The organism is Croceicoccus sp. (genome assembly GCF_983967925.1).
On sequence record NZ_CFETID010000013.1, the window covers coordinates 38,892 to 63,502 of the forward strand.

Below are 24,611 nucleotides of genomic sequence, written 5' to 3' on the forward strand. Positions count from 1 at the left end.
TCCGCATGGGCGGGCGGATGGCTGACCCCGTGCCGGCACCGCTTGCCATGTCGATCGGCGATCCGGCGGGCGTCGGCCCCGAACTGATCGCGCGCGCGTGGAGCCTGCGCGAGAGCGAGGATGTTCCGGTCTTTGCCTGCGTCGGCAGCGCCGCCTTGCTGCAACAGGCGGCCCGCAGCGCCAGTATCGATCTGCCGGTGCGCCGTATCACGGAACTGTCCGAAGCGGCCGAACCCTTTGCGGACGCGCTTCCCGTCATCGATCTGGGCGATGTGCCTTACGAACCGGGCGCGCCATCCGAACGGGGCGCGCGGCTGGGCCTGGACAGTCTCGACCGCGCCGCCGCTATTGCGGTTTCCGGCAAAGCGGGGGCGCTGGTCACCGCGCCCATCGCCAAGGCGGAAATGGCCAAGGTCGGTTTCAACCATCCCGGCCAGACCGAATTCGTCGCCGCGTCCTGCGGCATCGCGCCCGATGATGCGGTAATGATGCTGGCAGGCCCCTCGCTGCGGGTGGTGCCGGTGACGGTGCATGTCGCCCTCGCCCGCGTGCCCACGCTGCTCAGCGCCGGCCTTATTTACCGCCGCACGGCGATTGCCGCGCAGGCCCTGATGCGCGATTTCGGCATCGCGCAGCCGCGCATCGCCATCGCCGGCCTCAATCCCCATGCGGGCGAAGACGGACGCATGGGCGGCGAGGATGCCGCGATCATCGCCCCTGCCGTGGAGCGGCTGCGCGCCGATGGCCTCGACGTGCGCGGCCCACTGCCTGCCGACACCATGTTCCACGCCGCCGCGCGCGCGAAATACGATCTGGCGGTGTGCATGTATCACGATCAGGCGCTGATCCCGCTGAAGGCGCTGGACTTCGATCAGGGCGTCAATGTCACGCTGGGCCTGCCGATCATCCGCACCTCGCCCGATCACGGAACGGCCTTCGACATCGCGGGCACCGGCACGGCGCATGTCGGCCCCATGCTCGCCGCGATCCGCATGGCCGCCCGCTGCGCCGAACGGCGAAAGGTCGCGGCATGAACCTGCCCCCCTTGCGCGAAGTCATCGCGCGGCACGGCCTTTCTGCATCCAAAGCGCTGGGCCAGAACTTCCTGCTGGACGAGCAATTGCTGGACCGCATCGCCGCGCTTCCCGAAAAGCTTGGTCCGGGTCCGCTCGCCGGACAGGACGTGCTGGAAATCGGCCCCGGCCCCGGCGGCCTCACCCGCGCCCTGCTGCGGGCTGGCGCCAATGTCACCGCGATCGAGATGGACCGCCGCTGCCTGCCCGCGCTGGCCGAACTGGGCGAGGCATTTCCGGGTCAGCTGAAAGTGATCGAGGGCGATGCCATGGCCATCGACCATGACAGCCTGTTCGACGGTCCCTACGCGGTCGCCGCGAACCTGCCCTATAATGTCGGCACCGCCTTGTTCACCCGCTGGATGGGATCGGAAAACTGGCCGCCGCGCTGGACATCGCTGACCTTGATGTTCCAGCAGGAAGTGGCGCAGCGCATCGTCGCCCAGCCCGATACGGGTGCCTATGGCAGGCTGGCGGTGCTGGGCCAGTGGCGCTCAGATGCGAAAATCGCGATGAAGGTGCACCGCAGCGCCTTTACCCCGCCGCCCAAGGTGATGAGCGCGATCGTCCATGTCACCCCCGCCGCCGCACCCGAAGGCATATCGATGCGCGTGCTGGCCCGCGTGACCGAGGCGGCGTTCGGCCAGCGCCGCAAGATGCTGCGTCAGTCGCTCAAGGGCGTGCCGGGCGCGCTGGACGCGCTGGAAACGCTGGGCATCAATCCCGCGCGCCGCGCCGAGACAATTTCGATCGCCGAATTCTGCGCCGTCGCCCGCGCTCTTTCCTGATTCTCCATGGCCTGATGGGTGGTATTCCGCCGCCGCCTGATCTACCTCTTGTTGCATATGAAACGAGAGGACACATCACCGATCGGCGCCGAACAGGCCGCCATGCTGGACCGCATCGATCCCGCGCGCATGCTGGACCGGACGCTGGAATGGAGCAGCGTCAACACCGGCACCGGCAATCTGGACGGGCTGGCGCGGCAGGCGCAATTGCTGGCGGACTGTTTCGGCCAGTTGCCGGGCGAAGTGCAGCTGGAAGATCCCGCCACCGTCAGCGCCATCGACGCGGCGGGCGAGGAGATCGCGCTGGAGCGCGGCAAGCATCTTGTCCTTTCGGTCAGGCCCGATGCGCCGCAGCGCGTGCTGCTGACCGGGCACATGGACACGGTGTTCCCCTCCGACCACCCGTTCCAGTCGATCCGCGAACTTGAACCCGGCGTCCTCAACGGCCCCGGCCTTGCCGACATGAAGGGTGGCATCGCCGTCATCGCCGAGGCGCTGATGGCGTTCGAGAGCAGTTCGATGGCCGCATCGCTTGGCTATGACGTAATGATCAATTCGGACGAGGAAGTGGGCAGCCAGTCCTCCGCCCCGCTGATCGAGCGTCTGGCCGCGGGCAAGCTGGCCGCGCTGACCTATGAGCCCGCGACCATGCCCGACGGCACCATGGCGGGCGCGCGCGGCGGGTCGGGCAATTATTCGGTGATTTTCACCGGCAAGTCGGCCCATGCCGGGCGCAATCCGCAGGACGGGCGCAACGCCATCGTCGCGGCCAGCGACCTGGTGCTGCGGCTGAAGGCGATGCAGAACGACGAATTGCCGATCAATCCCGCGAAAATCGAGGGCGGCAGCGCCAACAATGTCGTGCCCGACCACGCCGTGCTGCGCTTCAACATAAGGCCCAAGTCGCGTGAAGTGGCGCAGCAATTCGAGGCGGCGCTGCCTGCGCTGCTGGCCGAAATTGCTGCGCAGCATGAGGTGCAGACCCATCTCCACGGCGCGATATCACGCCCGCCCAAGCCGATCGATCCAAAGGCGGCGCGGCTGTTCGCGCTGGTCGACGACAGCTCGCGCGCACTGGGGCTGGTCGCGGCGCGGCGCGATACAGGCGGGGTGTGCGACGGCAATAATATCGCGGCCTGCGGCGTGCCGGTGGTCGACACCATGGGCGTGCGCGGCGGATCTATCCATTCGCCGGACGAATATCTCATCGTCGAATCGCTGGCAGAGCGGGCGCGGCTGTCCGCGCTCGTGCTGCACCGGCTGGCCTCCGGCGATCTGGATGGCGCCGCGTTCGATATCTCGGAGAATCGATGACCCATATCATCCGTCCGTCCCGCCCCGACGACCTTGAGGCCCTGTACGAAATGGCCAAGCTGACGGGGGGCGGTTTCACCAATCTTCCGCCCGACCGCGCCGCGCTGACCGCCAAGCTCAGCGCCAGCGCGCGTGCCTTTGCGCGCCCCGCCGATGCCGAGATCGGGAACGATTTGTTCGTGCTGATGCTGGAGGATGTCGAGACCGGCCGCATCCTCGGCACCTGCCAGATCTTCAGCCGGATCGGCGGCGATTTGCCGTTCTATTCCTATCGCCTGACCACGCTGACGACCCACAGCCGCGAGCTTGATCGCACCTTCCGCAATCAGATGCTCAACCTCGTCACCGATCTGGAAGGGTCGAGCGAGGTGGGCGGGCTGTTCCTGCATCCGGGTGCGCGCGCAGGCGGGCTCGGCATGCTGCTGGCGCGCAGCCGTTACCTGTTTATCGCCATGCACCGCGCGCGTTTCGGCGAACGCCTGCTGGCCGAATTGCGCGGCGTGGTCGACGCGCAGGGCAACGCGCCTTTCTGGGACGGCGTGGCGGGCCGCTTCTTCGGGATGAGCTTTCGCGACGCCGACGAGTTCAACGCGCTGCATGGCAACCAGTTCATCGCCGACCTGATGCCCAAGAACCCGATCTATGTGAACATGATCAGCGACGAGGCGCGCGAGGCCATTGCCGTGACCCACGAAAGCGGCCGCCCCGCCCGCCGCATGCTCGAGGCGGAGGGTTTTCGGTTCGAGAACTACGTCGACATCTTCGACGCGGGCCCCACCATGATCGCGCGGACCGATCAGGTGAAGACCATCGCTGAAACTCAACCCGCGACGCTGGCCGCCTCTCCCGCCAGCAAGGGACAGCGAGCGCTCGTCGCGGCAGGCGAATTGCGGGATTTCCGCTGCGCCGTGGCGCGCGTCGAAACGCTGGATGACGGCGCGCTGGCGGTTGACGCCGAGGCGGCCTCGGCCTTGAAGCTGAACCCTGGCGACCGCCTGTGCTGGGCACCCCGATAAAGGACCAATCATGCTGCGCGAGATCAATTTCGACGGGATTGTCGGCCCTTCGCATAATTACGCAGGCCTGAGCCTGGGCAATCTGGCTGCGACGCGCCACGCAGGCGACACCGCCTTCCCGCGTGAGGCCGCGTTGCAAGGCGTCGCCAAGATGCGGCACAACATGCGGCTGGGTCTGGCGCAAGGCTTCTTCCTGCCGCTGCCGCGCCCCAATCAAGGCTTTCTTGCCGATGTCGGCGCGACCGGCGACTTCGATCCGGCGCTGACGGCGATGGCCTGGTCGGCCAGTTCTATGTGGACCGCCAATGCCGCCACCGTCTCGCCCGCGCCCGACACGGCGGACGGGCGGTGCCACCTGACGGTGGCCAATCTGGTCACCATGCCGCACCGCTCGATCGAATGGCCCGATACGCTGCGCCAGCTTCGCACCGTATTCGCCGATCAGGATCATTTCGCGGTGCACGGCCCCGTGCCGCCGACCTTCGGCGACGAGGGCGCGGCCAATCACATGCGCATGGGCGCTTCGCATGACCGGCCCGGGGTCGAGATCTTCATCTATGGCCGTCCCGGCGGCCGCTTCCCCGCGCGCCAGCACGAACAGGCGTTTCGCGCCATCGCGCGCCGCCACGGGCTGGACCCGGCGCGCTGCATCTTCGCCGAGCAGGCACCCGAAGCGATCGAGGCTGGCGCGTTCCACAATGACGTCGTCGCCGTCGCGAACGAGCATGTGCTGTTCTGCCACGAACAGGCCTTCGCCGACCGCGAAGGGCTTCACGAAGCGATCCGCGGCAAGCTGCCCGAAGCGCAGATCGTCGAGGTTCCGGCCAGCGCCGTCAGCCTTGAGGATGCGATTTCGAGCTACCTCTTCAATGCGCAGCTGGTCACTTTGCCCGAGGGTGTGCAGGCCCTGATCGTTCCCACCGAAGCGTGGGAAAACAAGCCGGTACGCACTTTCCTCGACGCGATGATCGAGGGCAACGGACCGATCCGCAAGGTGCTGCCGGTGGATGTGCGCCAGTCTATGGCCAATGGCGGAGGCCCTGCCTGCCTGCGCCTTCGCGTGGTCGCGGACCCGGCGGCGGTGGACCCGCGCTTCATGCTCGACGAGGACAAGGCCGATCTGCTGGAACGCGTGATTTCAAAGCATTGGCCTGAAAAAATCTCCTCCCCCGAAATCGGTAGCGAGGCCTTGGCCGGACAGGTTGCGGACGCCCGTACGGCGCTGTGCGAGGCGCTGAATCTTAAGGAACTTGGTTAACGCTTTTGCCGGGAACCGGAGCAAAGGTTACCAAGTTCTTAACGCAAGGATTCGCCCGACAGCCGAAGAGGAGATGCTAGATCTTGTTCGCCGCCAAACTCAAGAAGCTGGGCCGGCTGTTTGTCATCAAGACGCGGGTAGAGGCCTATATGGTCATTTACGCGCTGGGCCTCGGCGCGGCGGAGCGGGGGACGCATTACCTCGAACAATACCCCGGCTATGGCGGCTATCTGCTGTTTCTAGCCTGTACCGGATCGGTGTTCCTCGCAGGGGCCAAGATGCTCGATTGCGTGAGGATGGAGCGCGAAAAGGAAGAGGCGGCGGCAGCCGTCGCCGCCGAATAACGCGCACGCGATCGGGATAAATACCGATGGGCAGACTGTTCCGCCCGAATTAGCCCATGCCCCGACAGCTTTTCATCGGGGGCTTGCCGTGGACAGGTTTTTCAAGACGACTTTGATCATCGCGGCGGCATGGCTGCCGGCCGCCTGCGCCACCATGCCATCGGAAACGGCGATGGTCCCGCCCACCAGCGTGGACGCGGTCGGGGTGATCAGCCAGCAGATTCCCCTGCCGAAGGGTTACCTCGACCCTGCCGCCGCGCCCGACAGCCTCGCCTTGTTACCGCCGCCGCCTACCGCAGGTTCTGCGCTGAAAGCGGCGGACCAGCAGGCGTATGTGGAGGCACTTTCCGCGTCGGCCGACCGTCAGGCATTGGCTGCTTCGGATGCGGATCTCGGCTGGCCGAACGTCATCTCGTCCTTCGAGCCGATCGTAGGCATGTCACTGTCCGACGGGTCGAAGCCGCATACCGAAATGCTGCTGCGCCGCGCGATGACCGACGCTGGGCTTTCCACCTATCGCGCCAAGAACCATTACCAGCGCGTACGCCCCTTCGTGGAGAACAACGCCGGCAGCTGCACGCCCGCGGAGGAAGCGGCATTGCGCGGCGATGGGTCCTATCCGTCGGGTCACACGGCGATAGGCTGGATGCTGGCGCTGGTCCTGACCGAACTGGTCCCGGCGCAGCAGGACGCTCTCCTCAAGCGTGGATACGATTTCGGGCAGAGCCGGGTCGTCTGCCGGGTCCACTGGTACAGCGACACCGTGTCGGGCCGGAACATCGCCTCTGCCACATTCGCGCGTCTTCAAGCGGATCCGACATTCAGAATGCAGGCAGATCTGGCGCGGCAGGAGATCGCGGCCGCGCGCTGATCCCGCGGTTTACTCGTAGTCGCTGTTGTAGTCGTCTTCGGCCAAATCGCTGAACCGCGTGATGCGCGGTTCGAACCGCAGCCGCACCTTACCGGTCGAACCATGGCGCTGTTTGGCGACGATCAGCTCGGCCAGGCCGAACACACGCTCCATTTCCGCCGCCCAAGATGCGTGGGCCTCATGCACCTTGGCCTCGTCGGTTTCCAGCGGGCGCTTCGGCTCGCGCGAGGCGACATAGTAATCCTCGCGGTAGATGAACCAGACCATGTCGGCATCCTGCTCGATCGAGCCCGATTCGCGTAGGTCCGACAGCATCGGGCGCTTGTCGTCGCGCTGTTCGACCGCGCGCGACAACTGCGACAGCGCGATCACCGGCACCTGGATTTCCTTGGCCAGCGTCTTGAGGCCGCGCGAAATCTCGGAAATCTCGTTCACGCGGTTGTCGTTGGCGCGGCCCGATCCCTGCAGCAGTTGCAGATAGTCGACCACGACCAGCCCGATATTGTGCCGCCGCTTGAGCCGCCTCGCACGCGCGCGCAGGGCCGCGATCGAAAGGCCCGGCGAATCGTCGATGAACAAAGGCAGCTCGTTCAGCTCCTGCGACGCGCGCGACAGGGCCTGAAAATCCTCGCGGCTGATCTTGCCCATGCGGAGGTTGTGCGAGCTGATGCCCGAATTTTCGGCCAGGATACGCGTGGCGAGCTGGTCCGCGCTCATCTCAAGGCTGAACAGCGCGACCGCCGCGCCGACCGATTCCTCTTCGGAAATGCCGTCGGCCAAATCGCGGCGCAGCCGGTTCGCGGTGTTGAACGCGATATTGGTCGCCAGCGACGACTTGCCCATGCCGGGACGTCCGGCAAGGATGATAAGGTCGGAATTATGCAGCCCGCCCGTCTTCTCGTTGATCGAGGTGAAGCCGGTGGTGGTGCCCGAGACATGGCCCCCGGAATTCAGCGCCTGCTCGATCATCTTGATCGAGGTCCGCGTTGCGTCGGCGAAGCTCTGCGTCTCGCTGCCGGTCGACGCGCCTTCGGCGACCTTGAACAGCGAGCTTTCGGCCCGCTCGATCTGCTGCATCGGCTCGACCGTGTCGGACGTGTCCATCGCGTCGGTCACCAGCTGTCGGCCGACCGAAACCAGTTCGCGCAGCAGCGCCAGATCGAACACCTGCTGCGCCAGTTCCTTGGGCGCAAGCAGCGCATGCGGATCGGCGGTCAACCGCGCGAGATAGGAAATGCCGCCCAGTTCCTTGAGCGCCTCGTCCTCCTCGAAATAGGGCTTGAGCGTCACCGGCGTCACCACCGCCTTGCGGTCGATGAGCACCATGATGCGTTCGAGAATTCGCGCGTGCAGCGGTTCGAAAAAATGATCCGGGGTCAGATTGACCGGCAGCTCCTCAAGCACCCGGTTGTCGATCAGCACCGCGCCCAGAAAGGCGGCCTCCGCCTCTACGTTCGAGGGCAAAGCGCGCGGCGTGGCGTCACGGTCTGACGGGATCGGGTGCAGGGGAACGGGATCGTACTGATTCATAGCGCAGCGTAATGCCTATCAGACCCCGAAGCATCAAGCGGCCGCGAGATGCGATTTATCCACCCCCTGTGGGGAAGCGTGGAACCGCATGTGAAGCGCTTGCCGGGGCGCCGAATTATTTTCGCGCCAGCTGAAACACCGCATGTTCGGCGCGCAGATTCGCAGCTGCCGGCGACGTCACCCGCCCGCCCTTCAGGAACCAGCTGCGTTCCACCGCCAGCCCAAGACGGTCCACCAGCGCGCGGAAATCGTCGATCGTCACGTGGTGGATATTGGGCGTGTCGTACCATGTCTCGGGCAGCAGCCGCGTCACCGGCATATGACCGCCGAACATCAGGCTGGCACGCACCCGCCAATGCGCGAAATTGGGAAACGACACGAAACCCAGCGGCGCGATCCGCAGCAATTGCTCGATCACCAGATCGGGGCGGCGGGTCGTCTGCAGCGTCTGCGACAGGATCGCCACATCGACGCTGTTGTCGGGATAGTACGACAGATCGCTGTCGGCATCGCCCTGCAGCACCGACAGCCCGCGCGAGACACAGGTCGCGACATTGGCCGCATCGATCTCAAGCCCGCGCGCATCGCATCCGTCCGCAGCCAGCGCGGCCATCAGTTCGCCGTCACCGCAGCCGACATCCAGCACACGGCTGCCGGACGCGACGTGCCGCGCAATGACGGCAAGGTCGGGACGCAGTGTCGCCATCAGAGAAAGCGCCCCATCACAAGAATCCGGCAATCACGCGGTCAAGCGCCGGCACATCCAGCAGGAAGCTGTCATGCCCGAACGGCGCGGACAATTCGACGAAGCTGACCGGCGCGCCCGCGGCGTTCACCGCATAGGCGATTCGCCGCGATTCGCTGGTGGGATAAAGCCAGTCGGTATCGAAGCTGACGAGGCACATGCGCGCCTTCAGCCCCGCAAAGGCTTCTGCCAGACTGCCGGGTTTCCCATTGGCGCCGTGCTCCTCGGCCAGATCGAAATAATCCATCGCGCGCGTGATATAGAGGTACGAGTTGGCATCGAACCGGTCGGTAAACGCCAGCCCCTGATAGCGCAGATAGCTTTCCACCTGGAAATCCGCATCGAAGCCGAATGTCTTCGCCTCGCGGTCCTGCAGGCGGCGGCCGAATTTCTCGGTCAGGCCCTGTTCCGACAGATAGGTGATATGCGCCGCCATGCGCGCCACGGCGAGGCCGCTTTCGGGGCCGACCTTGCGCGGATCATCGACGCTGGCCGAGTAATAATCGCCGCCCTTCCATTCGGGATCGGCCATGATCGCCTGACGTCCGACCTCGTGGAATGCGATATTCTGCGCCGAATGCCGCGCGGCGGAGGCCAGCACCAGCGCCGCGCCGAAACGCTCGGGCCAGTTCGCCGCCCAGCTCAGCACCTGCATCCCCCCCATGGATCCCCCGACCAGCCCATGCAGCCGGTCGATGCCGAGATGATCGATCAGCGCCACCTGCGCGCGCACCATGTCGCGGATGGTGATGACGGGAAAGCGCATCGCGAAGGGCGCGCCGTCCTCCGCCGCGCTCGACGGACCGGACGATCCCATGCAGCTGCCGATCACGTTAGAGCAGATGACGAAGAACCGGTCGGTGTCGATCGGCAGCCCCGGTCCCACCACGCGCTGCCACCAGCCCGGCTTGCCGGTCTTGGGATGCGGGCTGGCAAGATGCTGGTCGCCCGTCAGCGCATGGCAGACGAGGATGGCGTTATCCTTGGCCGCGTTCAGCCGCCCATAAGTCTGATACGCGATCTCGACGGGCGCAAGGCTGCGTCCGCTGTCGAGCAGCAGCGGCTGCGCCAGTGTCAGCACATGGCCTTCGGTATGGATGATGCCAGCGTCTGCCATCGGGCGCGATTGGATCGAAGCGCAGGCCGTGTCAACGATAGCGGCACAGCGCCATGGCCGAAATCGTCAAATGCGCGATTGGCGAAAGCGGCGCGGGAAGCTAATGCGCACCCCCATGACCAGCGACACCAGCGAAACCGCCGCCAGGGGCCCAAGGATGAAGCCGTGGATCGAGGCGATCCATGCCTATGTTCCCGGAAAGTCCGCGGGCGCGGATGGCAAGCCGCTGGTGAAGCTGTCGGCCAATGAAAATCCGCTCGGCACATCCGAAAGGGCGCTGGCGGCGCGCGGCGGCGCGGCTGGCCCCGCGATCTATCCCGATCCCGATTGCAAGGCGCTGCGCGCGAAGATCGGCGAGCTTCATGGCCTGAACCCCGCCCAGATCGTTTGCGGCACCGGCAGCGACGAGATCCTGAACCTCGCGGCGCAAGCCTTCGCGGGTCCGGGGGACGAGATCATTCATGTCCGCTATGGCTTTGCCGTATACGACATCGCCACACGCCGCTGCGGCGCGACCCCCGTGGTTGCGCCCGACCGCGATTACGGCACCGATGTCGATGCGCTGCTCGCCTGCGTGACGCCGAACACGAGGGTCGTGTTCGTCGCCAATCCCAATAATCCCACTGGCCGCTATATCGGCGCGGACGAAATGGCGCGGCTGCATGCCGGATTGCCCGCGGACGTGCTGCTGGTGGTCGATCAGGCCTACGGCGAATATCTGGAAGAGGGCGAGAACGACGGCGGCATCGCGCTCGCCAAGGCGCATGGCAATGTGCTGGTCACGCGGACCTTTTCCAAGATCTACGGACTTGCGGGCGAGCGTATCGGCTGGGGATTCGGCGCACCCGGCATCGTCGATGCGCTGAACCGGATTCGCGGGCCGTTCAACGTCACCCTGTCGGGTCAGGCGGCGGCCCTGGCGGCGCTGGACGATCAGGATTTTGTGGCCCGTTCGCGCGAGGCTAATGCCGCCAGCCGCGCGCGTTTCGTCGCGGCGGTGGAGGCGCTGGGCAATCACGGCCTGTCCGCCGTCGAGAGCGAGGCCAATTTCGTGCTCGTCCTGTTCGAAGGCGCGCTGACGGCCGAGGCCGCGCAGGAGGCGATTGCACAGGCCGGTTATGCCGTGCGGCACCTGCCGGGACAGGGCCTGCCCCATGCGCTGCGCATCACCATCGGTACCGACGCGCAGATGGACGATATCGCCGATGCGCTGCGCCGCGCCGCAAAGGCCGCCTCGTGAGCGAGAGTGCTTTCGAACAGGTCGCGATCATCGGGCTGGGCCTCATCGGTGGCTCGATCGGCCTTGCCGCGCAGGCCGCCCTGCCCGGCTTGCGCGTCACCGCCTATGACGCGGACGAGGCGGTGCGCATCCGCGCGCGCGAACGCGGCCTTGCGCATGAGGTGTTCGACGACCCTCACGGTGCCGTGGCCGACGCCGATCTGGTGGTGCTCTGCGTTCCGGTGCGCGCCATGGGCGAAGCGGCGGCGGCGCTCAAGGGCGCGCTGAAAACCGATGCGGTGATCAGCGATGTCGGTTCGTGCAAGCAATCGGTCGCCGACGCGATCGCCGACGCGCTCCCCGGCCAGCCCATCGTCCCCGCCCATCCCGTCGCGGGGACCGAGCATTCGGGGCCGGACGCGGGCTTTGCCGAGTTGTTCCGCAACCGCTGGTGCATCCTGACCCCGGCGGAAGGCACACCTGCCGACGCGGCTCGCCAGACCGCCGATTTCTGGACCGCGCTTGGCGCCAATGTCGAGATCATGGACGCGCGCCATCACGATCTGGTGCTCGCGATCACCAGCCATGTTCCCCATCTGATCGCCTATACCATTGTCGGCACCGCCTCCGACCTGGAAGATGTGACCCGCAGCGAGGTGATTAAATATTCGGCGGGCGGCTTCCGCGACTTCACCCGCATCGCGGCGTCAGACCCGACGATGTGGCGCGACGTGTTCCTGTCGAACAGGGAAGCGGTGCTGGAAGTGCTGCAGCGTTTCAGCGAGGATCTGTCGGCGCTTCAACGCGCGATACGCTGGGGCGACGGCGATGTGCTGTTCGACCATTTCACCCAGACCCGCGCGGTGCGCCGCTCGATCATCGAGGAAGGTCAGGACGATGCGCGCCCCGATTTCGGGCGCCGCGATCATGTCGCCGATGCGGAAGATAAAAAGTCCGGCGATCAGCCCCGGTAATTGACGTTCAGCGCATTGATCGCGTCGCGCACGCGCGTCTGCACCTCAAGCCGTTCCAGACCGGGCGGGATCACGTCGCCGATCCGATAGGTGATCGTGCCGCGCTGCTTGGGCATGCGATGATACAGCCGGCCGCTGTCCACCGCGACCGGCACCATCGGCAGACCCAGCAGGCGGTAGATGCCATAAAGGCCCGATTGCATCTCCGGCGAGCTTCCGACATCGACCCGCGTTCCTTCGGGAAACAGCGCAAAATCCCGTCCGCTGGGTTTCAGCGTATCCGCCGCGCGCTTCATGCCGCGCAGCGCCGACGCGCCGCGCGACCGGTCCACCGGCACCACGCCATAGCGCGCCGCCAGAGCGCCCCATAGCGGGATGCGGATCAGCTCGATCTTGGCGAAAACCACCGGGAACGGGGCGAGGAAGGTCGGCAGATCGATCGCTTCGAAAAAGCTTTCGTGCCGCATCACGTAGAAGACCTGGCCTGCCGGGCGTTCACCCTCGATCCGGATGCGAATGCCCAGCAGGTTTGTGACGCACCAGCGGTGGAAGCGCGACCATCCCGCGGCCGCGCGCAGCAATGCGCCGTGAGAAAAGACGCCTGCCACCATCGCGCCCAGCACAAACAACAGCGATCCGCTGTAGAAAACGCCTCCGAACAGGATCGTGCGAAGCCACGCCATGCCGCCGCCCTACAGGTTGAACAGCGCCGCGACCCAGCCGATCAGCAGCTTGTGATATTCGAGGAACAGCATCGCCAGCGACGGTTCGGTCCGCACCGCATCGCGCACGATCTCGACATCCGGGCCGATCTGGCGGCGCAGGTCGGATGCCGCGCGGCGCATGTGGTAATCGGCGGTGACAAGGCGGATGCTGCGCACGTCGTTCGCCTTGATCCAGGCCGCCGTCTCGGCCGCGTTGCTGCGCGTGTCGACCGCGTCATAACCCAGCGTGATGCAGCAGTTCATCAGGCCCGAGGGAATGTCGAATTGCGCGGCAAGCTCTGCATCCTTCACCTCGCGCCCGACGCCCGACACCAGCATGGCCTCGCTCCAGCCCTGCTGCAGCGCTTCGACCCCGCGCTCGATCCGGCCCGCGCCGCCCGTCAGCACGACGATGCCGTCGGTCTTGCGATCGTCCGCTGGGCCGGGCGGAATGGCCGCGAACCAGATGAAGCCGATCGCCCAGACAAGCAGCAGAAAGGACAGGATGCGGCGGATCATGACAAGCGGGCTTTAGGACGCGGAAAGCGGCTGGGCAATCGCATGACTGCAAATGTCGTGAATCGTCCCGCAAATGCACGCGGTTTCGCGCCTTGCCGCCATCAGATCCGGCCCATCACACCATTCTGCGCAGCGTTGCCAGCACCGTCAGCCGCGCGGTGACCGCCGCCAATACCGTCACCATCACCGGGATCAGGGCCAGCAACACCCAGTGCAGCGCATGCAATCCGCTCCCGACCTCGCCAGGCCCCAGCGCCGAGAACCGACCCGCCAGCGCCAGCGCCACCGCGACCGCCACGGCGAAACCGGTCACGCTGCCCGCGCCCGCGCCCACCGCCGCCGCGCGCTGGAACAATTGCGCCACCTGCCGGTCCGCCGCGCCCAGCAAATGCATCAGCTCGATGATCTCGCGATTGGCGGACAGCGCGCTGCGGCTGGCCAGCAGGACCGCCGCCAATGTCGCCAGCGCCAGCACACCGACCAGCGCCAGCGCCAGCCATTGCATCGCCTCGATCGCCTGCCCCACGGGTTTCAGCCAGTCGGTATCGGCATTGACCAGCGCGTCGGGCGCAACCGGCTCCAGCCGCGCCTGCAGCCGCCGGATCGCGGCATCGTCCGCCGGGCCGGCCAGCTGGACCTCGATCAGTTCGGGCAGGACGAGCAGGCCGCCCTCCCCTTCGCGCTCCAGCGACGCGTCGCCCAGCCACGGCGCCAGCAAAGCCTCGCGCTCTTCGGCCTCCAGCCGGCGCAGCGATTGCACGTTATCGCTGTCCGACAGGGCGGCGACGACCGCGTTCGCCTGCCGGTCCGCCTCGGCCTCGGGCGGTCCGGCGATCTGGACGGTCACCCCGCCCGCCAGCTCGCTGCCCGCAGCCGCCGCGATAGAGCCGAGCGCCAGCCCGCCCGCCGCCGCGATCACGGTCAGCGCGGTCATGATCGCGATCACCCATGGCACCGGCCCCGCGATGGCGCGCTGCTTTATGATCGGGTCCGATCCGGCGCGCAGCGACCAGCGCGCCGGATTGACGTTCATCGACGACAGCCGCGTGCGCCACGGGTTCCGCCCCGGCGAAAACACGCCCCCTACCATGGATCGCCGTTCCGCTGCGGCGACCAGCTGTGCGGCGGATTGCGCAGCGCACCCGTGGGATCGGTCAGCCGCCCCCGCTCCAGCCGCATCACCGCGGCATCCTTCATCCGCCCCATCAGCGTCATGTCATGTGTCGCCAGAACGACCGTGGTGCCCAGCCGGTTCATCGCCCCGAACAGGCGCAGCAGGCGCACCGCCATGTCGGGATCGACATTGCCCGTGGGCTCGTCCGCGACCAGCAGGTCGGGCCGGGTGATGACGGCGCGCGCGATGGCGACGCGCTGCTGCTCGCCGCCCGACAGCGTCTCGGGCCGCGCATCGCGGCTGGCGCCCAGCCCGACCCAGTCGATCATGTCGTCGACCGGGCCGTTCATCTCGTCCTCGCTCACCCCGGCCAGCCGCAGCGGCAGGGCGATATTGTCATAGACGGTAAGATGCGGGACCAGCCGGAAATCCTGGAACACCACGCCGATCCGGCGGCGCAGCGCAGGCCGCGCCGCACGCTCCAGATGCGCCGCATCCTCGCCGAACAGGCTCATCTCCCCGCGCGAAGGGCTCTGCGCGAGATAGAGCAGCCGCAGCAGCGAGGTCTTGCCCGCGCCCGACGGGCCGGTCAGGAAATAAAACCGCCCGCGATGCAGCTGGAACGAAATGTCGGACAGCACCTCGCGCTCGGTCCCGTAACGCAGGCCGACATTCTCGAACCGCACGATCGGCTCACGCGCGGATTGCGGGCGAGCAGCCTGTGCCTGCGGGGAGGCTCCAGGCGGCAAGGCCGCGCCGAAAGCGCCTTCGCTTGTGGGGTCGGGCGGAGACGATCCGCTGCCTGCTGCCTGCATTGTTCCACTCGTCAGCGCGTTCGCGCGGGTTTCTGGCCAAGCCTTCGCGCCTTCAATAGCATCTGACACGCGCAATCGAGGCCATGCCAGACCGTTAATGTGGATAACACAAGGGGATCGTTAACCGTGAGGCGCGCAACACTTGCCCTGATTCGCTTCTAGGGCTTAGATTCCCCTTATGCAGATCGCATGTCCCGCCTGTCACACGCGCTATACGGTTCCCGACACCGCAATAGGCGCCCATGGCCGCACCGTTCGCTGCGCCAAATGTCGGCACAGCTGGTATCAGCCCGGTCACGACGAGGTGGTCGAAGATGAACTGGCGGGCGACGAAGTAGCAAACAGATCCGAGCAGACGGCGGCGGCGCAGCCTGCCGAGGCGGAACCTGCGGCCGAGCCGGTTGCCGCGCGCGAGAAGGTGGCCGAAACGGTCGCTGCCGATGGCGACTGGCACGCCTCGCCGCCCGCGCCGCGCGGATGGGCCGATCATGCCGACGCGCCCGATTACGCCGACACGCAGACCCCCGATCCCGTCGCCGCGAGCCCGGTGGATGAGACGGTCGAACCCGAACCCGTGATCGAGGATGAGCCGGTTGCACACCGCGCGCCCGCCTTCGCCGCACCGGGCGCCGAACCGATCGACGCGGAATACGAGGATCTGGACCGCCCGGCCGAAACATCCCGGTGGAAGCGCCTGCTGATCATCTGCGGCATATTGCTCGTGCTGGCCGCGGCCCTGATCTATGGCGCGGTACGCTATTTCGGCGCGCCTGCATGGCTGCCCGTCGGCCAGACGACCTTCGCCCCGGCGTCAGAGGCGCTGGTGCTAGATTTCCCCGCGGACGAGCAGGACCGCCGCGAATTGCCCAACGGGCGGCAGCTGTTCGCCGCCAGCGGCACGATCACCAATACCGGCAGCCGGACAGAGCATGTCCCGCCCGTCCTGGTGGTGCTGCGCGATTCGCAGGAGCGAATCGTCTATAGCTGGGAAATGGAACCGGCTCAGACAGAGCTTGGCCCCGGCGAGAGCGTCAAGGTCAGCCAGATGGTGACCGACGTGCCGCGTTCGGCCCGCATCGTCGACATCGGCTGGAAACCCAGCTGACTCACCCCGTGCCGGTGGCTGCATACGGCCGCCGCGCATGGGCTTTTCACTCCGCTGCATTTGCCGGTTGCGCGGGCGGAGCGACGTTGCTAATGGCACGCGCCTACCACGGGGCAGCCGGTCAGTTGACGGCCTGCCCCTCTCCCTGGATGCGGTCGTGGCGGAATTGGTAGACGCGCAACGTTGAGGTCGTTGTGGGCGAAAGCCCGTGGAAGTTCGAGTCTTCTCGACCGCACCAGATTTTCCCGAATCGATACCCCCCTTCGGGGTCCCGCCTTTCGGTGCAGCGCCAGGACGGCGCATGCTCGCCAAGGGCGGATTCTCCGAAATCGTGCGGGTCTGCCTCGATGATCTGTTGCATCGAATCGTTAACTCATGCTCCCTATCGTCGGCACCGGGCGCAAGGCCGGGGTTCGCGGGCGTAGGGCCTCTTGATCGGCGCCCTGCCGCAAGGTTCTCGCTTTCGCGGACGGGCTGGTGCCGAAAGGGGGCAGTGCATGATCATCGTGATCGCAGGCGTTGGTGCCGCAAGGGCCGGTTCGTGCCCGTGCGCTTGGGGCCCTGCCGCCCCGATATCTGCCGCCTGATGCCTGCCGACAGTCGCCTGCTCAGCCCCGTGTTCGACAACCGGCCGCTGTCCCGCCGCGAAACTGCGTGCCGGTCGTGCGGTTCGCAGTCGCTTCACCCCGTCATCGACCTTGGCGAAGCGCCCTTGGCCGATCGCCTCCTCTCGTCCGAATGGGATTGCCGGGCGGAACCCCGGTTTCCGCTGGCCGCCGTGCTGTGTCTTGAATGTTCGCTGGTCCAGCTGACCGAGACGGTCCGGCCAGAGGTGCTGTTCGCCGACGACTATCCCTATTACTCGTCCGTCTCGCGCACGGTGCTCAGCCATGCGCGAGCCAATGTCGAGGCGCGGCTGAAGGAAAGGGCGCTGGGGCGGTCCAGCCTGGTGGTCGAGATCGGCAGCAATGACGGCTATCTGCTCAAGAACTATGTCGCGGCGGGCGTCACCGTGCTTGGCGTCGATCCGGCCGAGGGCCCGGCCAAGGCCGCGCGCGCCGGGCGGGTCGACACGATTGCCGAATTCTTCACCGTCGATCTGGCGGCCGAGATCCTGCAAAGACGCGGCGCCGCCGATATCGTTCACGCCGCGAATGTGCTGACCCATGCGGCCGATCCCGCCGGCTTCGCAAGGGGCGTCGCCGCGCTGCTGAAACCCGACGGCATCGCGGTGATCGAGGTGCCCTATCTGCGCGATCTGGTCGAAGGTCTTCAGTTCGACACGATCCATCACCAGCATCTCTGCTATTTCTCGCTCACCGCGCTCGATCGCCTGCTGCGGTCGGGCGGCCTGTTCGCCAACCGGGTGGAGCGTCATGCCATCCACGGCGGATCGCTGCGCGTATTCGCCGCAAAGCAGGACCAGCGCGAGGACAGCGTGACCGATATGCTGGCCGAGGAAGAAACGATCGGCATCGCCTCGCCCGGCTATTTCGCTTCCTTTGCGGGCGACATCGCGGCGCTTCGCGAAAAGCTGGTCGGTCTGATCGCGGATCTTCGCGCTAAGGGTCATTCGGTCGCGGCCTATGGCGCTGCCGCCAAGGGAGCCGCGCTTCTCAATGCCTGCGGGCTGGGCCGCCATCATCTGGACTTCGTCGCCGATCTCAGCCCGCACAAGCAGGGCCGGCTGATGCCCGGCATCCATCTGCCGATCCAGCCATCCGAAGCCCTGTTCGAGGAAAGGCCCGACTTCACCCTGCTTCTGGCATGGAATTTCGCCGAGGAGATCATCGCGCAGCAGGGCGCCTATCGCGAGGCGGGCGGGCGGTTTATCATGCCCCTGCCCGATCCTCGCATCGTCTGAACCGCGCGCGCCCCAGGCACTACGCACTATCGAGATAGGGCGAGGCCCCCGCAAGAAGGGCGAATCATCCCTTTGCGCGCTTGTCCTTCTTGCCCAGCCATAGCAGCGTAAATTCATTATGCGTGACCTGCTCGACAACGGTGCCAGAACCCCCGCTGCCGAGGCTGCGCCCGCCGCGCGGGCGGCGGCTGGGCCCGCAAGCTTCATGGACGACACCCGCAACGAAGCGGGTCCGCGCCGCTTCGTCATCAATGGCCGGTTCCTCGCCGCGCAGCCCGTCGGCGTGCACCGCGTTGCGACCGAGATCGTGCGCCATGCCCATGCGCTGATCGCAAACGACCCCGCACTGGCCGCGCGCATCCGGTTCGACCTGCTGATCCCCGCCGACGCAGAGGAACGCGCGAAGGAACTGGGGGTCCCCTACCGCATCGTCGGCCCGCTGACGGGCAATGCGTGGGAGCAATTGACGCTGCCGCTGCGCGCGGGCCGGGCCACGGTGGTCAGCCTTTGCAATGTGGGTCCGGTGCTGCGGCGCAATGCGGTGACCATGCTGCACGACGTGCAGGTGCTGCTTTCACCCGAAAGCTATTCCGCCAATTTCCGCCGCTGGTACCGCCTGCAACAGCCGATGGCCGGCCGCCGCCACCGCCGCATCCTGACCGTGTCCAAATATTCCCGCGACGAGATCGTGGAGGCCGGCGTCGCGCCTGCCGGAAAGATCACGGTCATCCAGAACGGCTGCGATCATGTGCTGGCCGACCGCGCCGACGACAGCATTCTCGGCAGGATGGGCCTCGAAAAGGGCGGATACACGCTCGCATTGTCGAGCCTGCAGAAGCACAAGAACATCGTCGTGCTGCTGCGCGCCTTCGCCCGGCCGGAACTGAAGGACCGCACGCTCGTCCTGTTCGGCTCCGGACGGCGAGAGCAATTCATCGAAGCGGGCCGGCGGGTGCCGCCCAATGTCCTGTTCACCGGGCGAGTCAGCGACGGCGAATTGCGCGCCCTTTACGAAAACGCGCAATTGTTCGCCTTTCCCTCGACGACGGAAGGCTTCGGCCTGCCCCCGCTGGAAGCGATGCGCCTTGGCACGCCGGCAATCGTCGCGCCCTGCGGCGCCCTGCCCGAAGCATGCGGCGACGGCGCGCTCTATGTCGCTGCCGACGACCCGGCTGCATGGGCCAAGGCGATCGCAGCCGTGTATGACGGCGCCCCGGACCGCGAGGCGCTTTCCCAGCGCGCGCTCAATCGGGCAAAAAAGCTGACGTGGGAGCGGGCGGCCCGCAATCTCGTCAACAGCCTGCTCGACCTTTGAGGTATCGGCGCCGGCCCGACCGATCGCATCGCGGGAGCCATCTCGTGTCGATTGCGGTGCTGGTTCTGGCCCTGGTTACGCTGGCGATATCGTGGCTGGGCCTGTGGCTGCCGTTGGCCGACAATCTCAACATCGCGGCTGCCTATTGGTGGCCTGCGCTCGTCGTCGCCGTGTTGCTGGCAACATGGCGCTTGCGCCGCCGGCAAGTTGTGGCACCGGCCATCATCGTGCTGATCGCTGCGCTGGGCACCGGCATCGTGCTGTTCGGCCCGATCCTGCAAGCGGCCCCGCCGATGGGGCACCGCACGGTCCATGTCAGCATGATCGAATACAACATGCTGAAGACCAATCCGCAGTCCCGCGCCGACGCCGAGTGGCTGGCCGCGCAGGATGCCGACATCCTGGTCCTGCTTGAGGCGTCGCGCATGCAGAAGGAATGGGGCGCGGTGCTGCAGGCGAAATATCCGGTGATGGTGTCCTGTTCGGTGCACTACCCCTGCTCGACCGTGATCTTCTCGCGCTTTCCGCTGCTGGCGCATGACGCGCTGGCGGGTGACGGGGACGCGGATAATCGCAAGGCGCTGTCGGCACTGACCGCACGGCTGGATGTCGAGGGGACCGAATTTACCGTGTTCGCCGCCCATCTCGACCGCCCGTGGCCGCTGGGCGAACAGGAGAACTGGATCGAACCGATGCGCAAGGCGGTGGCGGGGGTGACCGGTCCGGCGATAATGGCCGGCGATTTCAATTCCTCGCCATGGACGCATGCGGTCCGGCGGATCGGCGCCAGCGGGGATTTCCGGCTGGGCAGCGGCTTTACCACCAGCTGGCCGTCCGACAATCCGGCATTGCTGCGCCTGCCGCTCGACCAGCTCTATTTGCGCGGACGTGTCGAGGCTGAGGTTCGCACCGGTCCGCAACTGGGATCGGATCACCTGCCCCTGCTGATCGAACTCGACATCGCCGCTGGCGCCTAAGGGCCCGCAACACCGGAGTGATCGGGCCGGTCCCTGTCAGGACTGGGCCGAGGCGGTCCCGAACCGGCGAAGGCCCGATTGCATCAGGTCGATCAGGAAATGCTCCGGGCTGTCTTCTGGCAGGCCCGCCAGCTTCCACAGCGCAAGATGAACCGCGACATAGCTGACCGCGCCCGCGATGCCTGCCACGCCCAGCTGCACCACCAGCTCGATCCAGTTGCTGCCCGGCATGGCATCGGCGACGAGATAGAGAACGGCTGCGAAAACCGCGCTCGACAATATGGACCGCCACGGATTGGTCAGCTGAGTCAAGACCGGCAGATCGGCAAGGCGAGAGACCATCTGCAAGCTCATGCCCGTATGCACCAGGCTCGCCAGCACCCGCCCCACCACCGCGCCGACCAGCCCGTAATACATCGCGCCAAAGGTCACCGCCGGGATCGAAACGATCAGCGTCACCAGCTCGCGCCAGATCATCTGGCGGATCTGCCCGGTCGCCATCACCAGCGAATGGGCGGACATCGAGAATGTCGCCGTCCCGTTCAGCACCGAGATCGCCTGCATCACCGGCACGACCGGCAACCATTCTTCGCCCAGCGCCAGACGCACGAGCGGGTCGGCGAGCACCGCCATGGCAAGCGAGATCGGCAGGATCGCGAATACGATCATCGCCTGCCCCCGCAAATAGCTGCGGCGAAAGCGTTCGGGATCGTGGCGGATCTGCGCAAGGCCCGGGTACATGACGGCCAGCAGCGGCATCGCGATGGACCAGCTTGCCGTGGTGGCGACGCTACGTCCCATCGAGAAGAAACCCAGCGCCGCCTTGCTGACGAATCCGCCGACGATGAAACGGTCACCCTCGGACGAAAGGGTCGCCAACACGCGCGAGATCGTGACCTGTCCCGCGAAGGACAGGATGAAGCGCATCTTCGCCAGTGTGAAATGCGGCCGATACGGCGCGATCACATGGGTCGCGATCATCTCGATAATCTGCGGCGTGACCGACAGCAGCACCAGCGAGAGATAGGATTCGGTATACCACGCGCAGGTTACGGCCAGCAGGAAAGAGGTGATGCGGCACACCGCATCGATCGTCGCGGCGGGCCGGTAGTTCACGTCGCGCGCAAATCGCACCATCATCGGGCTGCGCAGCCCGCGCGCGACAGGCGCGATGCCCAGCAGGCAGATCAGCAAAATCAGCCGGTCGTCGTCATAGATCATCGCCAGCGGGACCGCGGCTGCGCACAGCAATGCGCCAACGCACAGCCCGCGCAGCACGGACAGGGTGTAGGCGGTGTTCACATCTTCGCGCCGCAATTCCTTTTCGCGCAGCAGCGCATCCTCGACCGGAAGCTCGGTAAAGGATTCGAGCACCATCAGCGCCGCAAGCCCAAGGGTCACGACGCCGAAATCGGCAGGCGACAGGAAACGCGCCATGACCAGCGCCGCCAAAATGTCCAGACCGCGGCCCAGAAAGCGACTGCCGGTCAGGAATGCCGAAGAGGCAAAGACTTTTCGTGCTAGCATCGGCGTAAGGCGACTTTCATAATATGCGTACCCGTTTCAATAACATGGCATCGATTAAAAGGATGCACCGGCTGCGGTCGAGTTCAATTTGGCACATAAAGACCTGCCACGGGGAAGCAGGGTCCTGCCCATAGGGGTCGACGCCGCCGCGACCATGCGCCAACCATTGCGCGCCCACCATGCGCAATTCGCGGGGTAATCCGATTTAGCAATAAGGTGGAGGTCCGTGCCGGAACCGGGAGGGCATACCGCATTGACTCATCGGCATATTCGCCGCCGCCCTGCCCGTCGATACACGGATGACGAAACGAAAACGCGGGTTAAACTAACCATTCGGACCCAAGGTTTCGATTTCGAGTCATGATGTGCGCGCACGGATAGGGATACTTTTCTTGTCAATCGCATCGGGTAAATTGAAACAGCATGTCCCAGCGCGAAACAATTTTCATGGGACGGGAAGAGGCGATGCCGAATGTTCGATCGAATTGCGAAAGACAAGCTGCTTCGGGAAGGATATTGCGTGGACGATGAAGACGGCACCCCCGGTTTGCCGCATCTGCCCGGTTTTCCCACCGACGCGGCGGGATCGCCGCCGTTCGAGGCATTTGCCCATGTGTCGAAACGCATGCTGGACGGCTATAGCCTGCTGGTGAGCAGCGGCTTCAGGCCGGAAGCGATCGGCATGGCCATGCTGGGTGCCACCGTCAATTTCTATGACATGCTGGGCATGCGCGACGTGCTGCCGACGATCCTGCGATCCATGGCCGACAGCATCGACAGCGACGACGCGCTTCACTGACTTTCACAACCAGTTCGAAAGAACCGTGAGCCGTCGGGATGGCTGGCGTCAGCTGCCTTCCCTGACCCGCCAGCCGCGCCGCACGGGGGCCGGCTCCTCGATCTCGATGTCCGGTACGGCCGCCTCTTCGGCCTCGCCCGTCTGCGCCGCGGGCTGTCTTACCCTGCGCAGCGCCAGCGCCGCCCCGGCGAGGATGGCGAATTCGCTGGTCGGCACCGGCGACGCCGCCGCGACCAGCGCGGGTATCTGCGACACCACAGCCGCCGTCGCAGCCGCACCGCCCAGCCGCGCCGCGACCGAACCCGTCGCGCCCCATGACGATCCGCGCCGTGGTTCGAACACCGTCAGCAGATAGGCCACGAAGCTGACGACGCCGATAATCCCGCTCGACCCCAGAATGGCGGTCGCAAGGCTTGACGAGCGGAAACTGCCCGGACCGATGCCAAGGCCCCAGGAAACGACGAAACTGTCCCAGCCCTGCAGCGCCCAGAACAGCCTCTGGCGACCCGATTCGCTGTCGGCCTTGGCGAACAGCATGTCGTCGATCATCTTGCCGATCGCCTCGGTAAAGGCGGGAAGCGCGGCAAGCAGGATGGCCGTCAGGACTGCCCCGGCCAGACCGATGATCGCGGCTTCCTTCATCCGCGAATGGCTGGCGAGGCTGGGGAAGAACACCATTCTGACGGCAAAGAACAGCGCATAGCCGCCCAGCCCGACATAGGCGGACGAGGAGGTGGAGAAGAACATCACCACCGCCAGCAGCAGTGCAGCACGCCCCGTCGCCCTGGGTTCGACCGAGCGGTACCAGCATTCAGCAAGGAAGACGAACCACGAAAACGCGAAGGCCGCCCATGACGATGGTTCGGGGAAGATGCCGTTGATCCGGATAAAGCCTTCATAGGCCTGGCTGTGCTGCGTGTAGTTCGCGTTTCGCATCAGCTCGAAAACGGTATCGATCGGCGTTCCCCGACCGACTGCGCCCAGCACGCCGGTCAGGCAATGCACCCAGGCGATCACGACCGCCGTCTTGACCAGCGTATTCGCGCCGCCCCGGTACAGGCACGCGACATAAGTCGCCACCGCCGTCAGCAGGGCACCGATGAGATAGACCGACGCGGTCATGTTCTGCGACGTCGGCATCAGCGGGGCCGTATCGAACAGCCCTCCACCGGCGCCTTCAAAACGAAGCGGCGTGACATTGATCTGCCCCGCGAACAGCCGCGGCGCGACATAGGCGATGGCGACGCCGTAAAGGACGAAGACGATCAGCCAGAAATTCTCACGAAAGGCGGGGCCCAGCGAATCGAGAAAGCGGCTGCCCGGAATGACCATGCGCAGCCAGATAAAGGCCAGCGCGAATTGCCCCGGCGGGATCGAGGATCCCCCGATCGCCGACAGGATGATCGCCGCCGACCCGCCCATCATGCCGGCCAGCATCAGGAAGGCCAGCATGGCCGCCAGCGATCCACGGATCAGCAACAGCAGGCCGATGGCGGCCATGATCAACCCGATGAACGTAACCGTCATGTAGGATCCGCCGTCGTCCCCATTGCCTCGACCGCCCTACCGCATGGCCCTTCGGCCGACGCGTCCACGGCAGAGCCTTCGCTCCACCTAGCGCCT

At 66.0% G+C, this 24,611-nt stretch carries 23 protein-coding genes and 1 tRNA gene; 15 read left to right on the forward strand and 9 right to left on the reverse strand.

Translation table 11 applies throughout. The annotated features are described in order from the left end of the window. Nucleotides 1-17: 17 nt before the first annotated feature. From pdxA to AC4FIJ_RS09165, 7 genes are all read left to right on the forward strand, one after another. Nucleotides 18-1,034 carry a 4-hydroxythreonine-4-phosphate dehydrogenase PdxA gene (gene pdxA, locus AC4FIJ_RS09135; RefSeq protein ID WP_490336408.1) on the forward strand — a complete coding sequence of 339 codons (1,017 nt, stop codon included), beginning with the start codon at nt 18-20 and terminating at the stop codon, nt 1,032-1,034. Further along, nucleotides 1,031-1,861 carry a 16S rRNA (adenine(1518)-N(6)/adenine(1519)-N(6))-dimethyltransferase RsmA gene (rsmA, locus tag AC4FIJ_RS09140; RefSeq protein WP_490336409.1) on the forward strand — a complete coding sequence of 277 codons (831 nt, stop codon included), beginning with the start codon at nt 1,031-1,033 and terminating at the stop codon, nt 1,859-1,861. The genes pdxA and rsmA overlap by 4 nt, the downstream gene beginning before the upstream one ends. Before the next feature lie 57 nt (nt 1,862-1,918). Then, a complete protein-coding gene (locus tag AC4FIJ_RS09145) occupies nt 1,919-3,175 on the forward strand; it encodes a hydrolase (protein WP_490336456.1) in 1,257 nt (418 codons plus the stop codon). Beyond that, on the forward strand, nt 3,172-4,191 hold the full coding sequence (locus AC4FIJ_RS09150; RefSeq protein ID WP_490336410.1) for an arginine N-succinyltransferase: 1,020 nt from the start codon (nt 3,172-3,174) through the stop codon (nt 4,189-4,191). Before AC4FIJ_RS09145 ends, AC4FIJ_RS09150 begins: the two co-directional genes overlap by 4 nt. A gap of 7 nt (nt 4,192-4,198) precedes the next feature. Then, nucleotides 4,199-5,449, forward strand: coding sequence for an N-succinylarginine dihydrolase (locus AC4FIJ_RS09155; protein ID WP_490336457.1), 1,251 nt, complete (start codon nt 4,199-4,201; stop codon nt 5,447-5,449). A gap of 149 nt (nt 5,450-5,598) precedes the next feature. Continuing rightward, on the forward strand, nt 5,599-5,793 hold the full coding sequence (locus AC4FIJ_RS09160; protein WP_490336458.1) for a hypothetical protein: 195 nt from the start codon (nt 5,599-5,601) through the stop codon (nt 5,791-5,793). An 88-nt stretch (nt 5,794-5,881) separates the two neighbouring features. Next, a complete protein-coding gene (locus tag AC4FIJ_RS09165; RefSeq protein ID WP_490336411.1) occupies nt 5,882-6,664 on the forward strand; it encodes an acid phosphatase in 783 nt (260 codons plus the stop codon). Nucleotides 6,665-6,673: 9 nt separating this feature from the next. Here the strand turns inward: AC4FIJ_RS09165 and AC4FIJ_RS09170 are convergent, their stop codons facing one another. The 3 genes from AC4FIJ_RS09170 to metX all read right to left on the reverse strand — a co-directional run bounded on the left by AC4FIJ_RS09170 (nt 6,674) and on the right by metX (nt 10,056). Next, nucleotides 6,674-8,194: a replicative DNA helicase gene (locus tag AC4FIJ_RS09170; protein WP_490336412.1), complete on the reverse strand. Its 1,521-nt coding sequence runs from the start codon at nt 8,192-8,194 to the stop codon at nt 6,674-6,676. A gap of 115 nt (nt 8,195-8,309) precedes the next feature. Then, a complete protein-coding gene (metW, locus tag AC4FIJ_RS09175) occupies nt 8,310-8,900 on the reverse strand; it encodes a methionine biosynthesis protein MetW (protein WP_490336413.1) in 591 nt (196 codons plus the stop codon). A 16-nt stretch (nt 8,901-8,916) separates the two neighbouring features. Continuing rightward, nucleotides 8,917-10,056 carry a homoserine O-acetyltransferase MetX gene (gene metX / locus AC4FIJ_RS09180; protein WP_490336414.1) on the reverse strand — a complete coding sequence of 380 codons (1,140 nt, stop codon included), beginning with the start codon at nt 10,054-10,056 and terminating at the stop codon, nt 8,917-8,919. Between the two features lie 115 nt (nt 10,057-10,171). On the opposite strand from metX, the gene AC4FIJ_RS09185 reads away from it, so the two are divergent. Both AC4FIJ_RS09185 and AC4FIJ_RS09190 read left to right on the forward strand, forming a co-directional pair. After that, nucleotides 10,172-11,296, forward strand: a complete 1,125-nt coding sequence (locus AC4FIJ_RS09185; protein ID WP_490336415.1) for a pyridoxal phosphate-dependent aminotransferase — start codon at nt 10,172-10,174, stop codon at nt 11,294-11,296. Beyond that, nucleotides 11,293-12,249, forward strand: coding sequence for a prephenate/arogenate dehydrogenase family protein (locus AC4FIJ_RS09190; RefSeq protein ID WP_490336416.1), 957 nt, complete (start codon nt 11,293-11,295; stop codon nt 12,247-12,249). Before AC4FIJ_RS09185 ends, AC4FIJ_RS09190 begins: the two co-directional genes overlap by 4 nt. On the opposite strand, the gene AC4FIJ_RS09195 is transcribed toward AC4FIJ_RS09190, so the two are convergent. The 4 genes from AC4FIJ_RS09195 to ftsE all read right to left on the reverse strand — a co-directional run bounded on the left by AC4FIJ_RS09195 (nt 12,237) and on the right by ftsE (nt 15,401). Further along, the gene (locus AC4FIJ_RS09195) at nt 12,237-12,932 is read right to left on the reverse strand and encodes a lysophospholipid acyltransferase family protein (protein WP_490336417.1); all 696 of its coding nucleotides are present in this window, start codon (nt 12,930-12,932) and stop codon (nt 12,237-12,239) included. The genes AC4FIJ_RS09190 and AC4FIJ_RS09195 overlap by 13 nt on opposite strands. Nucleotides 12,933-12,941: 9 nt before the next feature. After that, nucleotides 12,942-13,472: a YdcF family protein gene (locus tag AC4FIJ_RS09200; RefSeq protein WP_490336418.1), complete on the reverse strand. Its 531-nt coding sequence runs from the start codon at nt 13,470-13,472 to the stop codon at nt 12,942-12,944. A 115-nt stretch (nt 13,473-13,587) separates the two neighbouring features. After that, the gene (locus tag AC4FIJ_RS09205; protein WP_490336419.1) at nt 13,588-14,562 is read right to left on the reverse strand and encodes a cell division protein FtsX; all 975 of its coding nucleotides are present in this window, start codon (nt 14,560-14,562) and stop codon (nt 13,588-13,590) included. Next, nucleotides 14,556-15,401: a cell division ATP-binding protein FtsE gene (gene ftsE, locus AC4FIJ_RS09210; RefSeq protein ID WP_490336420.1), complete on the reverse strand. Its 846-nt coding sequence runs from the start codon at nt 15,399-15,401 to the stop codon at nt 14,556-14,558. Before ftsE ends, AC4FIJ_RS09205 begins: the two co-directional genes overlap by 7 nt. A gap of 178 nt (nt 15,402-15,579) precedes the next feature. Between ftsE and AC4FIJ_RS09215 the strand changes: the two genes are divergently transcribed. From AC4FIJ_RS09215 to AC4FIJ_RS09235, 5 genes are all read left to right on the forward strand, one after another. Then, complete coding sequence (locus AC4FIJ_RS09215) at nt 15,580-16,506, forward strand: zinc-ribbon domain-containing protein (protein ID WP_490336421.1); 927 nt, start codon at nt 15,580-15,582, stop codon at nt 16,504-16,506. Between the two features lie 151 nt (nt 16,507-16,657). Then, nucleotides 16,658-16,744 (forward strand) — tRNA-Leu (locus tag AC4FIJ_RS09220). 303 nt (nt 16,745-17,047) lie between these two features. Further along, entirely contained in the window at nt 17,048-18,370 is a 1,323-nt protein-coding gene (locus tag AC4FIJ_RS09225; RefSeq protein ID WP_490336422.1) for a class I SAM-dependent methyltransferase, read from the forward strand. 118 nt (nt 18,371-18,488) lie between these two features. Continuing rightward, nucleotides 18,489-19,685, forward strand: coding sequence for a glycosyltransferase family 4 protein (locus tag AC4FIJ_RS09230; protein ID WP_490336423.1), 1,197 nt, complete (start codon nt 18,489-18,491; stop codon nt 19,683-19,685). Nucleotides 19,686-19,729: 44 nt separating this feature from the next. Continuing rightward, nucleotides 19,730-20,662 carry an endonuclease/exonuclease/phosphatase family protein gene (locus AC4FIJ_RS09235; RefSeq protein ID WP_490336424.1) on the forward strand — a complete coding sequence of 311 codons (933 nt, stop codon included), beginning with the start codon at nt 19,730-19,732 and terminating at the stop codon, nt 20,660-20,662. Between the two features lie 36 nt (nt 20,663-20,698). On the opposite strand, the gene AC4FIJ_RS09240 is transcribed toward AC4FIJ_RS09235, so the two are convergent. Further along, on the reverse strand, nt 20,699-22,189 hold the full coding sequence (locus tag AC4FIJ_RS09240; RefSeq protein ID WP_490336425.1) for a lipopolysaccharide biosynthesis protein: 1,491 nt from the start codon (nt 22,187-22,189) through the stop codon (nt 20,699-20,701). 520 nt (nt 22,190-22,709) lie between these two features. Here AC4FIJ_RS09240 and AC4FIJ_RS09245 point away from each other — a divergent pair. Beyond that, entirely contained in the window at nt 22,710-22,988 is a 279-nt protein-coding gene (locus AC4FIJ_RS09245; protein ID WP_490336426.1) for a hypothetical protein, read from the forward strand. Between the two features lie 48 nt (nt 22,989-23,036). Here the strand turns inward: AC4FIJ_RS09245 and AC4FIJ_RS09250 are convergent, their stop codons facing one another. Next, a complete protein-coding gene (locus AC4FIJ_RS09250) occupies nt 23,037-24,515 on the reverse strand; it encodes a glycoside hydrolase (protein ID WP_490336427.1) in 1,479 nt (492 codons plus the stop codon). Between the last annotated feature and the right edge of the window lie 96 nt (nt 24,516-24,611).